Annotated in this window: 14 protein-coding genes and 1 pseudogene; 5 read left to right on the top strand and 10 right to left on the bottom strand. The window is 63.6% G+C overall.

Features of this window, described 5'->3' with window-relative positions:
- The 5 genes and pseudogenes from ACTHNR_RS01340 to ACTHNR_RS01320 all read left to right on the top strand — a co-directional run.
- Positions 1-209: pseudogene (locus ACTHNR_RS01340) on the top strand (succinate--CoA ligase subunit alpha); the annotation flags it as partial.
- Positions 210-386: 177 nt separating this feature from the next.
- A complete protein-coding gene (locus ACTHNR_RS01335) occupies positions 387-1,118 on the top strand; it encodes a TerC family protein (protein ID WP_440545610.1) in 732 nt (243 codons plus the stop codon).
- A 143-nt stretch (positions 1,119-1,261) separates the two neighbouring features.
- Positions 1,262-1,861 carry a pilin gene (locus ACTHNR_RS01330; RefSeq protein ID WP_440545604.1) on the top strand — a complete coding sequence of 200 codons (600 nt, stop codon included), beginning with the start codon at positions 1,262-1,264 and terminating at the stop codon, positions 1,859-1,861.
- Positions 1,862-1,942: 81 nt separating this feature from the next.
- Positions 1,943-3,727, top strand: a complete 1,785-nt coding sequence (locus tag ACTHNR_RS01325) for a Wzy polymerase domain-containing protein (protein WP_440545603.1) — start codon at positions 1,943-1,945, stop codon at positions 3,725-3,727.
- Between the two features lie 219 nt (positions 3,728-3,946).
- Positions 3,947-5,449: a sensor domain-containing diguanylate cyclase gene (locus ACTHNR_RS01320; RefSeq protein ID WP_440545609.1), complete on the top strand. Its 1,503-nt coding sequence runs from the start codon at positions 3,947-3,949 to the stop codon at positions 5,447-5,449.
- Positions 5,450-5,520: 71 nt separating this feature from the next.
- Here the strand turns inward: ACTHNR_RS01320 and ACTHNR_RS01315 are convergent, their stop codons facing one another.
- The 10 genes from ACTHNR_RS01315 to ACTHNR_RS01270 form a co-directional block, all read right to left on the bottom strand.
- Positions 5,521-6,066: a GIY-YIG nuclease family protein gene (locus tag ACTHNR_RS01315; RefSeq protein ID WP_440545602.1), complete on the bottom strand. Its 546-nt coding sequence runs from the start codon at positions 6,064-6,066 to the stop codon at positions 5,521-5,523.
- A gap of 129 nt (positions 6,067-6,195) precedes the next feature.
- Complete coding sequence (locus tag ACTHNR_RS01310) at positions 6,196-6,408, bottom strand: hypothetical protein (protein ID WP_440545601.1); 213 nt, start codon at positions 6,406-6,408, stop codon at positions 6,196-6,198.
- Entirely contained in the window at positions 6,405-6,833 is a 429-nt protein-coding gene (locus ACTHNR_RS01305; protein ID WP_440545600.1) for a hypothetical protein, read from the bottom strand. The genes ACTHNR_RS01310 and ACTHNR_RS01305 overlap by 4 nt, the downstream gene beginning before the upstream one ends.
- A gap of 263 nt (positions 6,834-7,096) precedes the next feature.
- On the bottom strand, positions 7,097-7,576 hold the full coding sequence (gene moaC / locus ACTHNR_RS01300) for a cyclic pyranopterin monophosphate synthase MoaC (RefSeq protein WP_440545599.1): 480 nt from the start codon (positions 7,574-7,576) through the stop codon (positions 7,097-7,099).
- 171 nt (positions 7,577-7,747) lie between these two features.
- Positions 7,748-8,332 (bottom strand): DUF2946 family protein, encoded by a 585-nt coding sequence (locus ACTHNR_RS01295; RefSeq protein ID WP_440545598.1) that lies wholly within the window; start codon positions 8,330-8,332, stop codon positions 7,748-7,750.
- Positions 8,325-9,377: a YheT family hydrolase gene (locus tag ACTHNR_RS01290; RefSeq protein WP_440545597.1), complete on the bottom strand. Its 1,053-nt coding sequence runs from the start codon at positions 9,375-9,377 to the stop codon at positions 8,325-8,327. Before ACTHNR_RS01290 ends, ACTHNR_RS01295 begins: the two co-directional genes overlap by 8 nt.
- 58 nt (positions 9,378-9,435) lie before the next feature.
- Positions 9,436-9,888: a nuclear transport factor 2 family protein gene (locus ACTHNR_RS01285; protein ID WP_440545596.1), complete on the bottom strand. Its 453-nt coding sequence runs from the start codon at positions 9,886-9,888 to the stop codon at positions 9,436-9,438.
- A 157-nt stretch (positions 9,889-10,045) separates the two neighbouring features.
- Positions 10,046-11,080 (bottom strand): lipopolysaccharide heptosyltransferase II, encoded by a 1,035-nt coding sequence (waaF, locus tag ACTHNR_RS01280; protein ID WP_440545595.1) that lies wholly within the window; start codon positions 11,078-11,080, stop codon positions 10,046-10,048.
- Between the two features lie 190 nt (positions 11,081-11,270).
- On the bottom strand, positions 11,271-11,465 hold the full coding sequence (locus ACTHNR_RS01275) for a zinc-finger domain-containing protein (RefSeq protein ID WP_440545594.1): 195 nt from the start codon (positions 11,463-11,465) through the stop codon (positions 11,271-11,273).
- A 39-nt stretch (positions 11,466-11,504) separates the two neighbouring features.
- A complete protein-coding gene (locus tag ACTHNR_RS01270; protein WP_440545592.1) occupies positions 11,505-12,428 on the bottom strand; it encodes a branched-chain amino acid transaminase in 924 nt (307 codons plus the stop codon).
- Positions 12,429-12,603 lie beyond the last annotated feature (175 nt).

The following is a 12,603-nucleotide window of genomic DNA, read 5'->3' as shown; positions in this document are numbered from 1 at the left end:
ACTGGATCAAGGACAACATGAAGAAGCCCGTCGTCGGCTTCATCGCGGGTGTCACGGCGCCTCCGGGCAAGCGTATGGGCCACGCCGGCGCGCTGATCTCGGGCGGTGCCGATACGGCCGATGCGAAGCTCGAAATCATGGACGGCTGCGGCATCAAGGTGACGCGCAACCCGTCGGAAATGGGCCGGCTGCTGAAGTCGATCCTGTAAACAAAGCGGCAACGCGCGCCCCGGCGCGCGACCGAAGTCGTTTTTGGTATCCTTGTGAAATTCTTTCGTAAGGTTGCCTAGGGCGAAAAGAAGCGAGGGCGCCAATGCGGCCCCCTCGCTTTTTTATCGCCGGGGGCGGCCGACTCTGGAACGGCGCTTGCCCATATGCTCGACGTTATGCTCGAATTCTTCACGACGCTCCATTGGGGAGCCGTTTTTCAGATCATCGTTATCGATATCCTCCTCGGCGGCGACAATGCCGTCGTGATCGCGCTCGCGTGCCGCAAGCTGCCGGCCGCGCAACGGATGAAGGGAGTGCTGTGGGGCACGGCGGGGGCGATCATTTTGCGCGTCGTGCTGATCGTCTTTGCGGTGGCGCTGCTCGACGTGCCGTTCCTCAAGTTCGGCGGCGGTCTGCTGCTGCTGTGGATCGGCGTGAAGCTGATGGCCCCGAGCCACGACGCGCACGAGAACATCAAGCCGGCCGACAAGCTGATGGCGGCGATCAAGACGATCATCGTCGCCGACGCCGTCATGAGCCTCGACAACGTCATCGCGATTGCGGGCGCGGCAGAATCGGCCGATCCCGATCATCGAATCGCCCTCGTTATTTTCGGTCTCGTCGTCAGCATCCCGCTCATCGTTTGGGGCAGCACGCTCGTGCTGCGCATGCTCGATCGCTTCCCGGTCATCGTGACGCTCGGCGCCGCCTTGCTGGGCTGGATCGCGGGCGGCCTCATCGTCAACGATCCGGCCGGGGATCGCTGGCCGCTGCTCGACACGCCGGCGGCCGTGTACGGGGCGCAAATCGGCGGGGCGCTCCTCGTCGTCGCCGTCGGCTATTGGCTCAGACGGCGCGCGCAGCGGCGCGACGCAAGCGGGCCTTCCGGGCAGCGCCACACACATTAAATGTTGCTGCCGGTTGGGCGAACCCGCGGCTTCGCCCGCGTTGGCCGTTCGGCCGACTGCCCGGCGCAGGCGAGCGTCGGTACGCTAGGAACACGTTGTCCGCCCCTTCGTCGGCGGGCCGTCGTTCAGGAGCGTATTCGTCGATGTCTGTCGCAACCGTCTATCCAGCCCGTCGCCGCCACACGGGCGGCCCCGTTGATTATTCGTCGCACGGCGCTTGGCGCTCGGTTCGCTGCGGCTTCAGTTTGATCGAACTGATGATCGTGCTGGCTATCGTGGGTATCGTCGCCGCGTATGCGGTGCCGGCTTATCAGGATTACATGGCGCGCAGCCGCGTCGGGGAGGGCCTGTCACTGGCCTCGGGCGCGCGGCTTGCGGTGGCGGAGAACGCCGCGGGCGGCGTCGCGTTCGGCAGCGGATACGCCGCACCCGCCGGCACGCGCAACGTCGACGCCATTACGATCGACGACGACACCGGTGAAATCGCGATCCGCTATACGGCGCGTGTTGCGCCGACCGGGAGCGATACGCTCGTGATGGTGCCGTCATTGCCCGATGCATCCGATCCGCCCACGTCGCGCATCGCGCTCGAAGCCGGTATCGTGCAGGGCGGCACGCTCACGTGGGAATGCTTCGCTTCGGGCAAGGCGTCGTCCTCGCTGCCGGCTCCTGGGTCGGGGCCGGGTCCGACCGCCGCGGCGACATTGCCGGGCAAGCTCGCGCCGCCGGAATGTCGCGCCTGAATGCGTGCCGAAGACCGACGGCTGCGCACACTGAAAGAAAACTTTTGTATAGTGCGCCGGTTGCCGCCGGTCCCTATCCTCATGACCACTCAATTTGCTCGCCATTTATCGTTCGCATCTCTGGCTTTCGCGGTGCTGCTGCCCTATACGGTCACCAATCACACGTACCCGATTCCAACCTTTTACGCCGAATTCACGGCGCTCTCGCTCTATCTGCTCGTCGGCGCCAGCGTATTGCTGATGGCGGTGTCGGCCCGGCCGCGCATCCCATACGCCATCCCGGCCGTCGCGCTCGTGCCGCTTGCCTTCGGCGCGTTGCTGGCGGTGCAAACCTTCGTGCTGCCGGTCGCCCAGCCGTCGATGAATTGGCTCGGGGCGGGCTTTCTGCTCGCTGCGGTCATGGCCGCGCAGGCCGGCTACGGATTCGTGCGCGCCGATGCGGCGCAATGCGCGCTGCGTTGGGTTGCGGGGGCCTTGATCGTCGGCGCGCTGTTCGCGGTGTTTTGTCAGCTGGTGCAGCTCTTTCACGCTGAAACGCGGTTTGCGCCGTTCGTCGTGGCCTACAACGTGACGACCGACCGGCGCCCATTCGGCAACATGGCGCAGGCCAACCACCTCGCCACGGTCATCGCGTTCGGGCTCGCCGCGGCTATGTATCTCGTCCAGACGCGCCGCTTGCCCGTGCTCGTCTGGGCGGCCGTATCGGCGGTGTGCGTGCTCGGGCAGGCGCTGACCGTCTCGCGCGGGCCGTGGCTGCAGACGGCGGTCATCGTCGTCGCGGGCTTCTGGATGGCGTTCGTCGCGCCGCGCCGCGGCCTCGGGCAGCGCCGCGGCTTGCGCGAGTGGGTGATGCCGGTCGGGCTCGTCGTGCTCTTCTTCGGCGTGAATCTGGCCGTGCGCTGGGCGAACGCGCGGTTCCAGCTCGATTTGGACGTATCGGCGGCGCATCGCTTTCAGGACAAAGGGCAATTCGTGCTGCGTCTGGCGATGTGGAAGTACGGCTGGACGATGTTCACGCAGCATCCGCTGCTCGGTGTCGGCTGGGGCGAGTTTCCACGTTACGAGTTCGAGCTCGTGAAGCAGCTCGGCGATGTCGAAATCGCGAACAATTCGCACGACATCGTCATCGACTTGCTCGCCAAGACCGGCGCGGTGGGCCTTGCCATCGTGCTGCTTGGCCTGCTGGCTTGGTTGTGGCGCGTCCTGCGCGCACCGCACACGGCCGAGCGCGTGTTCGGCCTGGCGCTCATCGGCGCATTGCTCATGCATGCGCTCGTCGAGTATCCGCAGCAGTACATGTTTTTTCTGCTGCCGGCGATGTTCATCTTCGGTATTTTGGAGACGAAGCCCTTGAGCTTCGTGCCGCCGCGCGTGGCGCTCGGATGGCAGATGCTGCTCGTGGCCGGCGGGTTCGCCGCGCTGCATCCGATCTATCGCGATTACACCCATGCGGAAGTGCTCTACTACGGCGCTCATCCGGCCGACGAGTATCGCGCGGCGCCGTCTGTGCTGTTCGGGGCGTGGGGCGAATACGGCATGGCCACCCTGTTGCCGATCGACGGCAACGATCTGCCGATGAAGCTCGCCATGCACAAAAAGGCGCTCGCGCTGTTGCCCGGCGAGACGGTGCTCAGGCGCTATGCGGTGCTCCAGGCGCTCGACGGAAAGCCCGATCAGGCGTTCGATACGGTAGAGCGGCTGAAGATCTTCGCGCAAGTGCTGCACGATTGGCCGGCGCAGTTGTCGGCGCTATACGACCTATGCGAAGACGAGCCCAAGCTCGCGGGGTTCAAGGCGGAACTGCTCAAGCGTTACGGGCCGGCGCCCAAGGCAGCCGGCGACGACGGCGAAGGGGACGACGATTGAACGCTCGAGCCGGCGCGCGCATGCGACGTTCGTGCGCGGTTGCTGCCACCCGGTTTGATCTTGATCAATATTGCTTGCATTAAACTGCCGCACGCTTGCGGCTATTTGGCCGCTTGGGAGCGGCCGCCGCGGCACCGTTGCACCTCGCGGGGTTCGTTCGTTCCGGTGATGGGTGCGGGCAGCTGTGAGAACGCCTTGAAAGACGTGAAAAAGACGGAAATGGAGCGCTGGTTTTCTTTTAATGGTCGCAATTGGCTTGCGGCGCCTTCGGCGATCGTGGCCGCCGGTGCTTTCGTCGCACTTTTCATGGTGTCGATTTGCGCGTACGTCCTCTACCAAGGGCGGCTGGACGCCATGGCCCGCGCAACCGAAACCTCGCGCAATCTCGCCCTTATTGCCGAGCGGGACATCGAGCGAAATTTCGAACTCTATGCGTTGTCGCTTCAGGCCGTCGCCGACGGAGTGAACGACCCGGAGGTCATGGCGGCAGCCCCGAAAGTGCGCAATGAAGCCCTTTTCGATCAGGCTGCGACCGCCTCCTACCTGGGATCGATGTTCGTGCTGGATCCCCGCGGCGATATCGTCCTCGATTCGGCGAACCTCGCACCGAGGAAAGGCAACTTTGCTGATCGCGACTACTTCAAGGCGCAAAGGGACAATCCTAGCCTAGGCCTGTACGTTAGCAGCCCTTACTTTTCGCGGCTTCGCGGCAATTCCGCAAGCATTGCGCTCAGCCGTCGGATTTCGCGGCCGGACGGGTCGTTCGCCGGTGTCGCCGTGATCGCGGTCGAGCTCGACTACTTTCGCAAGCTCTTTAGTTCGCTTTCGCTCGGGCCGCATGGCTCGGTGGCCTTGATCTCGCGCGATGGCGCCATGATCATGCGGCAACCCTATGATCCGAAGGTCATCGGGCGCAACATCCGCCATGCCAGCACGTTCAAGCACTTTCTGTCCGAGCCCGAAGGCAGCTTCTCGGATACGGCGATCATCGATGGCGTTCGGCGGCTGTATTACTTCAGGAACCTGCCGAAGCTACCGTTTATCGTGATGGTCGCCGAGGCGGAATCCGACATCTATGCCGCGTGGCAACGCCGCGCCATTGTCATCGGTCTGACCATGGCCGTTTTCGCGGCGGCGCTGATCGGGCTCTCGATCGCCTTCGCGGCGCAACAGCGACGCCGCATGCGCGCGGAGACGGAGTTGGCGCTGCTCGCGCGCACTGACGGGCTGACGGGCCTGAACAACCGCCGCACCTTGGGGGAAATCCTCGATCACGAGTGGCGCAGGGCGAGGCGAACGCACAGCGTGTTCTCGCTGCTGTTCGTCGACATCGATAGATTCAAGGCATACAACGACACTTACGGCCATCAGGCCGGCGACGATGCGTTGGCCGCCGTTGCGCGGTGTATCGGCGAAAACATCCGCCGGCCCGCGGACAGTGCGGCGCGGTATGGCGGAGAAGAGTTCATTGTCGTGCTGCCTGACACCACGCAGCAAGGTGCGGCGTCCATGGCAGAGAAAATTCGCGCGGCGATCAGCGATCTTGCGATCGATCACGCGGGCAGTGAGTTCGGTCGTGTCACCGCCAGCATAGGGGCAGCCGCCTGGACACCGGAGCGCGACTCGGATGTGAGCGCCATCATTCGGGCTGCCGACCAGGCCCTGTATAGCGCGAAGGCGACGGGTCGCAACAAGGTGGCCATGTCGATGCATACGGCATGAATGACTAGCCGTGTGCGCCATGCACGATCATGGGCTGTGGCCGCGGCTGGGAACTTGGGGCAAAGTCGGCGCTATTTATTGATCGACTCTACGGTTTTTGATAAATTCATCAGTTCTCTGTATAAATCATCATTTGATACCTCGCCCATTCTCTCGTCAACATACTGATAGTATTCGGTTGCGCCTTTCAGTTTTCCGCCTTGTTTGTTGAGTTTTGGTTCGATGATTTCAATGAGGATGCCTTCGATCTCATTCAGTGCGTCAGAATACTTGAATCCCGCGACGCCGGAATCAACGGATTGCTGGTTGCTCAGCGCCCCGTTGGCGTTGACGTCTCGGAAGCCAATCCAACTAAAGTATTCCCACCTATTCCAGAGAGCGCCATCCATGTGATTCTTGAGTCGTGTGAATAGCGTCGCGTTACCATTCCCGGCTTGACCGACGTACACTATGGATTGGTTCCGGTCATACAAAACATATACGCCGATTTGATCTCGAAAATCAGCTGTAAATCGCCCCGTAAAGCCCTTCAGATGCCCAGCGTTGCCGTTGCCTCCAGCGCCCCGATGAAGGTATTTTCTCTCCCAGAGAAATCCAAAATTCTTAATCACTGGCATGATCGTTTCTCGTTATGAAGTTTATGGTCCGAGACGGATGATACCGGACCGCGCCAGCAATTACATCCGATAGCAGCGATTCACGCTTCGAGACCGACGCCACGATACGGTTTGCCGAGATCGGCGGCTTCAGGTGTTGCGACGCCGACGAGGCCGAGACGCGATGCCATTCGCCGCTAACAGTTTCCGCAACCGATGATTCTCCGCGAACAGCCCGACAATGACGATAGTCATGATGATGGGCCCCGACCACTGGCCGGTGTAATGATAGAAGGCCCATGCACCGAATGCGCACGCAATGGCGGTCAGGACCAGGGCGATACGGTCAAGAATCCAGTTCATGCGAGTGCCGCCTGCTTTCGCGATGTTGCGGCGCGATGGCGGGACGCGTAGCCGCTTCGCGCAGAAGAGTCGACGATGACTTCGGGGTTGCGCTGCAGGAAGGCCAGCATCGGCGCGGGAACGCTTACGCGGTTGCGGGCAGCCCATCGTGTGACCGACGACGATACCTGTGCGCTGTTCGTACAGACCATTGAATCGCTGGCCGCAACCATGAGGCTTCCGATAACAGCGCCGGTATACGCCGCGGCGCTAATTCCAGCTATTGCCGCGAGCATTTCCAATCCAGTGGTTGCCCCCATCATCTCGGCGACCGTGGCGTCCGCGCCGAGCTTCGACAGTGCACCGAGCATTGCGGAAAGATTCGTCATCGCCGTTGTGTACGTCGAGAACAGGCTGTCAGGCGCAGGGAGGTTGAGCGCGGCCATGTTTTTCTGAAACGCCGCTTTGAAGCTTGGGCAAGCTATTGGCATATTGGTCCTCGGATATTTTTGTCTTGGTATTTTATCCGACGAAGGGCCTCCGGCAGTCCTCCCGCTGGCTGCGCGAGGTGGAAAGCAGAACATTCCAACAAAGGCGAGTGATGGCCGTGTGCCGGAGATCATGCCAATGGCCATTTACCTAAGGATGGCATCACCGATCGGCAAGCAGACGGTGGGATAAGTGATGAAAATCATTGAAAAACAATGACTCAGCCTTTGGCCACCCAATCCCCCGACTTCCCGCCATGCTTTTCCATCACCTTCACATCGGCGATGACCATCCCCCGATCCACCGCCTTGCACATGTCGTAAATGGTCAGCAGGCCCACCTGCACGGCCGTCAGCGCTTCCATTTCCACACCGGTGCGTCCTAGCGTCTCGACTTGGGCCGTGCAGTGCACGCCTGGCAGCGTTTCGTCCAGCGCGAATTCGACCGCTACGCGCGTGAGTGCGAGAGGATGGCACAGCGGAATGAGATCGGCCGTGCGCTTCGCGCCTTGAATGGCGGCGATCCGAGCGACACCGAGCACGTCGCCCTTCTTGGCGTTGCCGTCGCGAATCAGGGCAAGCGTTTCGGGCTTCATCCGAATCGAACCGCGCGCCACGGCGATGCGTTTCGTTTCGTCTTTACCGCCGACGTCAACCATGTGTGCTTGGCCGGCCGCATCGAAATGGGTCAATTCAGGCATGTCGTGCTCCTTCGAGGGGCGCTTATCTTAACAGTCACTGCCTGCACGCCGTCGCAGCGCAGGCCTTCGCCGCGGTGCCCATGCTGATGCGCCGCCTAATATCGATGTGATAGGGGTATCGATCGCCAGCGCGACGCCAAGGCGTCTGGGTTGCACATCAACGAAAGGAACTCAACGCTCGTGAGCGTCCGCGCCCGCCGGGCTAGCGATGTATTGGAAGCGCCCCGGCACGTCGGCATGCCGCACAGTGCCGATCTGCAGCGGCCTTCCGGGCCGCCAAGCGAGGCTGCCGGCGGTCCCGTCCGCATCGAGCGTCGCGAGTTCCGCAAAAAGATCCAGGTCGTGATCGTGCAGCACGGCCACGCGGGGCGGCTGCGACGCATCCGCGAACAGCACGCCTCCTTCATCGTCGATGAACGCAGCGGCGGGCTCGAACGGCGCGCCGGTATGGTCCGTCAACGTCGCTTCCCCACCCGCATCGACTGCAAGCCTCACGACCCACGGCGTATAGGCCAATTCGACGAACACGCGTTGCGGACCATTCTGAAAAAACCAGCGGCCGTTCTCGTCGCGTTCGTAATTGCGTTCGATGAAGCCGATGAGTGCGGCATGGCGGATCGGTGTGCCGAGTTCGCCCCGCGCCTGCGCACCCTCGTCACGCATGCGCCACTGGCCGCGCCGGTCGAGCAGCAGCCAGCCCGTGCAATGCGGCACGTTCGGCCATTTTGCGAGTGCGGCTTTGACGATGTCATCCATTGCGCGCGTGCGGTTCCAGAAAATTAAAGATGCGCCGCGGCAGCCAGTCGATGCGGCCGGGGAACGGCCCCGTCATGAAGCCGACGTGACCGCCCGCCTCGGGCTGATCGAGCTCGATCGCGGCCGACACTTCGGCGCGCGTGGGCAGCGCGGCGCTCGGCAAGAAGGGGTCGTTGCGCGCGTTCAGCACGAGCGTCGGCACGACGACGTCTGGCAGCAGGGGCCGGGTCGTCGCGCGCGTCCAATACTCTTCCGTGTTCCGGAAGCCGTGGATCGGCGCCGTGACGACGTTGTCGTACTCGTACATCGTCCGGCACGCCAGCACGGCTTCGCGATCGAACAGCCCCGGATACTGTTCGAGTTTATATAGAGCCTTGCGCTTGAGCGTTTTCAGGAAGCTCATCGTGTAGACGAGCGCGAAACCCTGCGACAGCGCCCGGCCGCCGGCGTGGACGTCGAGCGGCGTCGAAATGGCGGCGGCCGCCGCGACGAACGATGCGTCCGCGCCGCGCTCGCCTAGCCAGCGCAAGAGAACGTTGCCGCCCAGCGACACGCCCGCGACCACGATCGGCCCGGGGTGCATGGCATGGAGGCGGTGCAGCACCCAATCGACTTCCGCGCTGTCCGCCAGATGATAAAAACGCGGCGCGAGATTGAGCGGCCCGCTGCAACTGCGAAAGTGCGGGACGACGCCGTACCAGCCGAGCGCGCGCGCCGACGCCATGAGCACGCGCGCGTAGTGCGAATCGGAGCTGCCTTCGAGCCCGTGAAACAACACGAAGAGCGGGGCGTCGAGCGCCGGCGCGCCGCCAGGCCCGCCCGCGTACGCGAGCCAGTCGAGTTCGATGAAATCGCCGTCGGGGGTGTCCCAGCGCTCGCGCCGATACTCGACGGTCGGGCGTCGCGCGAAAAGGGCCGGAACGATCGTTTGGGCGTGGCTGGTGGGCAGCCATCGGGGCGGGTTGTACAGCAGCTCGACGAGCCTGTCGGAAGCCGCGGAGCCCGCGGCCGGTGACGAAGCCGGTTTGTCATGTGTCGTGCTCATGACCGTCCCCAAGAACCGATCTGGCCGTAGCCGGCATCGTGTGCCCGCTTGGCAGACCTTAGTGCAATGCGCCTTGTCCGTGTCGAATCTTGGCGGCGAACTCGCTGGCCGTTGCTTCCGGCATGGGGCTCGCGTGAATGTGCGCAATCCGCCATTCGCCGCGCTCGTGAACCATCACGTAGGTTGCATAGATCATCCGCGGCGGCGCGAGCGGCTCTTTAGACCGATGCGCCTCCGCGACCGTATAGACGACTGTGCCGAGGCTGTCGTAGACACGCACGTCGAGCGGCTCGATCGCCGCCGGCAACGCATGCGCGTCCGCGAGCGCCACGAGGCCCGCGCGGATCTGATCCACGCCATGCCAATGCGCGCCTCCCGCGTTGACGTAGCTTGCGAACTCCTCGTCGATCCAAAGCGCCATCAGCGCGTCGATGCTGCCGTCGGAGACGGTCTGATAGAACGCGTTGAGCGTGTCGGCTGCGGCTTCGAACAAGCGGGCGAAACGTGGCATGGTTCTTTGGGCTCGTAGGTAGCGCTGAAAAATTCACGGTCAGGCATACTCGGCGCGCCGCACGGCATCCGGGCGGTGCGCCGACGTTCGGTCGTTCAGGCTCGGCGAGCGGCGTCCACGAACAATGAACGCATAAAGGCGCAAGGCCTTCCGTGCGTCAGCGCTCGCCGAGCAGCATCGTGCGCAGATCGCCGAACACCTGCTCGGGCGACAGCTCGCGCAAGCAGCGCAAATGGCCGAGCGGACACTCGCGCGCGAAGCAAGGACTGCACTCGAGATGCAGCCATTGTACCTTCGCTACGTCCGATAACGGCGGCGTGTGGCGCGGATCGCTCGATCCGTAGATCGCGACGAGCGGACGGCGCAGCGCCGCCGCGACATGCATGAGCCCCGAGTCGTTGCTGACGACGGCGCCCGCACGCGCGATCAGGGCGCAGGCCTCGCCGAGCGAGGTCTGCCCGCACAGGTTGCGGACGTTCGGCGCCTGTTCGGCAATGGCTTGGGCGAGCGGCGCGTCTTTGTTCGACCCGAGCGCGACGATTTGCGTGTAAGGGAACGATTGACCCACCATCCGCGCAAGCGCCGCGAAATGCTCCACCGGCCAGCGCTTGGCGACGCCGTATTCGGCGCCGGGGCAGAACACGAGCAGCGGCACCCGCGTATCGAGGTGAAAGCGCGCGCACACGCGTATCGATTCGTTCGGATCGGCTTCGAGGCGCGGCATCGGCAGGCGCGCCTCGAGGTCGGGCACGTTCGCGCCGGGCGCATAGGCGAGCGCCGCGTAGTGCAGCGCCATCGGGCCGCGTTTGTCCTTGCTCGGATTCGGATGGCGGACGTTGAGCAGCCCCACGCGCCCTTCGCCCGTATAGCCGATGCGCAGGCGAATGCCTGCCAGCCAGGGAATCAGCGCCGATTTCAGCGAATTGGGCAGGACGTAGGCGGCGTCGTAGCCGTTCTCGCGCAGATCGCTGGAAAGTTGCCAGCGCCGCACGAGCTGCAGCTTGCCGTGCGCGAGATCGGTCGCGTGTACCGTTCCGATCTCGGGCATGCGTTCGAGCACGGGGGCGACCCACGTGGGGGCGACCGCGTCGATGACGATGCGCGGATGGACTTGCTTGAGCAGCGTGAACAGCGGCTGCGCCATCAATGCGTCACCGATCCAATTCGGTGCGATAACCAACGCGCGACGCATCAGTGTGAGTATCCGAGAGGGTCGCGAATGCAGCGCGTGAGGCGCGCCGCATCCGACGGTGAGGCCATGGCCGTCGCCCGCAAGCGTCCGGTCCGTCTGCCGACGGCGCTCGGACGCGCACGCGCCGCACGGCCGGACGCCCGGTCGAGCCGGACGCCCGCGCCGGGCGGCGCGTCGGGGACGGGACGATTCAGTGGTGCTTGACGACTTCGCCGTCGCGCAGCTTGTAGCGCGTGCCGCAATACGGGCAGCGCGCCTCGCCGTGCGTGACGTCGATGAACACGCGCGGATGCGTGCTCCAACGAGGCATCGACGGATTCGGGCAGTAGGCGGGCAAATCCTTGGCCGACAATTCGACCACCGGCATTTCCTTCGTTTCGCTCATGAGACGGATTCTCGTTATTGGCGGTATGGCGTGCGGCGCTTAGATCTTCGCGAGCCAGTGCGCGTACTTCGCGTTCTTGCCCGCAATGACGTCGAAGAACGCCGCTTGCAGTTTTTCTGTGATGGGGCCGCGCGAACCGGCGCCGATGGTGCGATTGTCGAGTTCGCGGATCGGCGTGACTTCCGCCGCCGTGCCCGTGAAGAACGCTTCGTCGGCCGTATAGACTTCGTCGCGGGTGATGCGCTTTTCGATGACTTCGATGCCGGCGTCGCGCGCGAGCGTGATCACGGTGTCGCGCGTGATGCCGTCCAGGCACGAGGCCAGATCGGGCGTGTAGAGCTTGCCGTTGTTCACGAGGAAGAAGTTCTCGCCCGAGCCTTCGGACACGTAGCCGTCGACGTCGAGCAGCAGCGCTTCGTCATAGCCGTCGGCCGTGGCTTCCTGGTTCGCGAGGATCGAGTTGACGTACCAGCCCGACGCCTTGGCGCGCACCATCGACACGTTCACGTGATGGCGCGTGAACGAGGACGTCTTCACGCGAATGCCCTTCGTCATGCCTTCTTCGCCGAGATACGCGCCCCACGGCCAAGCGGCGATCGCCACATGAATCGTGTTGCCGCGCGCCGACACGCCGAGTTTCTCCGAACCCACCCAGATGATCGGGCGCAGATAGGCCGTCTCGAGCTTGTTCTCGCGCACGACTTCGCATTGCGCGCGAGCGAGCGTCTCATGATCGAACGGCACGTTCATCTGGAAGATCTTCGCCGAGTTCAAAAGGCGCTTGGTGTGTTCCTTCAGGCGGAAGATCGCGCTGCCGCCATCGACCGTCTTGTAGGCGCGCACGCCCTCGAAGACGCCCATGCCATAGTGCAGCGTGTGCGTGAGAACGTGGATCTTGGCGTCGCGCCAGTCGATCAGCTCGCCGTCCATCCAGATCTTGCCGTCACGATCGGCCATTGACATACGTATCTCCTAGCGGTGCGGTGGGTGCGGCGGGGTTTGCCCCGGTTCCCGTTGAGTTCGCCATTTTAACGTCTTTTGCCCTCAACCCGGGCACGGTCTACCCGTTTTGGGTCGATCGGCCTCTATAATCGGACACCTTCCGATTAGAAAAAGCGGTCGAGCGCCCGCAAAGCGC

The organism is Trinickia sp., from assembly GCF_051954495.1.
GTDB lineage: Bacteria > Pseudomonadota > Gammaproteobacteria > Burkholderiales > Burkholderiaceae > Trinickia.
This window is presented reverse-complemented; position numbering and strand designations above follow the sequence as displayed.

Coding starts and splice junctions, on each gene's coding strand:
- ACTHNR_RS01305 (WP_440545600.1), bottom strand. CDS start 6,833: ATGGCCGCGCTCAACCTCCCTGCGCCTGACAGCCTGTTCTCGACGTAC.
- ACTHNR_RS01310 (WP_440545601.1), bottom strand. CDS start 6,408: ATGAACTGGATTCTTGACCGTATCGCCCTGGTCCTGACCGCCATTGCG.
- ACTHNR_RS01320 (WP_440545609.1), top strand. CDS start 3,947: ATGGAGCGCTGGTTTTCTTTTAATGGTCGCAATTGGCTTGCGGCGCCT.
- ACTHNR_RS01295 (WP_440545598.1), bottom strand. CDS start 8,332: ATGGATGACATCGTCAAAGCCGCACTCGCAAAATGGCCGAACGTGCCG.
- ACTHNR_RS01315 (WP_440545602.1), bottom strand. CDS start 6,066: ATGCCAGTGATTAAGAATTTTGGATTTCTCTGGGAGAGAAAATACCTT.
- ACTHNR_RS01275 (WP_440545594.1), bottom strand. CDS start 11,465: ATGAGCGAAACGAAGGAAATGCCGGTGGTCGAATTGTCGGCCAAGGAT.
- ACTHNR_RS01270 (WP_440545592.1), bottom strand. CDS start 12,428: ATGTCAATGGCCGATCGTGACGGCAAGATCTGGATGGACGGCGAGCTG.
- ACTHNR_RS01325 (WP_440545603.1), top strand. CDS start 1,943: ATGACCACTCAATTTGCTCGCCATTTATCGTTCGCATCTCTGGCTTTC.
- ACTHNR_RS01290 (WP_440545597.1), bottom strand. CDS start 9,377: ATGAGCACGACACATGACAAACCGGCTTCGTCACCGGCCGCGGGCTCC.
- ACTHNR_RS01335 (WP_440545610.1), top strand. CDS start 387: ATGCTCGAATTCTTCACGACGCTCCATTGGGGAGCCGTTTTTCAGATC.
- ACTHNR_RS01285 (WP_440545596.1), bottom strand. CDS start 9,888: ATGCCACGTTTCGCCCGCTTGTTCGAAGCCGCAGCCGACACGCTCAAC.
- moaC (WP_440545599.1), bottom strand. CDS start 7,576: ATGCCTGAATTGACCCATTTCGATGCGGCCGGCCAAGCACACATGGTT.
- ACTHNR_RS01330 (WP_440545604.1), top strand. CDS start 1,262: ATGTCTGTCGCAACCGTCTATCCAGCCCGTCGCCGCCACACGGGCGGC.
- waaF (WP_440545595.1), bottom strand. CDS start 11,080: ATGCGTCGCGCGTTGGTTATCGCACCGAATTGGATCGGTGACGCATTG.